Source organism: Christensenella hongkongensis, from assembly GCF_000981035.1.
Classification (GTDB): Bacteria; Bacillota; Clostridia; order Christensenellales; family Christensenellaceae; genus Christensenella; species Christensenella hongkongensis.
Genome location: NZ_LAYJ01000096.1, coordinates 1 through 295, shown reverse-complemented (window position 1 = coordinate 295; position 295 = coordinate 1). Strand labels below are relative to the sequence as shown.

The following is a 295-nucleotide window of genomic DNA, read 5'->3' as shown; positions in this document are numbered from 1 at the left end:
CATCGCCGCCGTTTCGCTCCATTGGTCGCCAATGAACGAATTGTGCGCACACAGTGCGGAGGTTGCAAACAGGATAAACGCCATATACAATGCCGTCGCTAAGCAGATATATATGATTTGTCCCCAAAGCCATGCAGCACGTGTCGTTCGCATCAGGTAAAAGGGCGTTCCCTCACAGATAAAGGGCATATCCGCAAACAACAACACGAGCAGCAATGATGAAATGAGGATATTGTTCGCGTCCCCAAACGTCCATACGAACGCCTCCACAAGCTGAAGGATCGTCCCCTGCTCC

1 pseudogene is annotated in these 295 nt (G+C 51.2%); it reads right to left on the bottom strand.

Annotated features, from left to right (window positions below):
- Positions 1 to 295, bottom strand: a pseudogene (locus tag CHK_RS16615) (hypothetical protein); the annotation flags it as partial.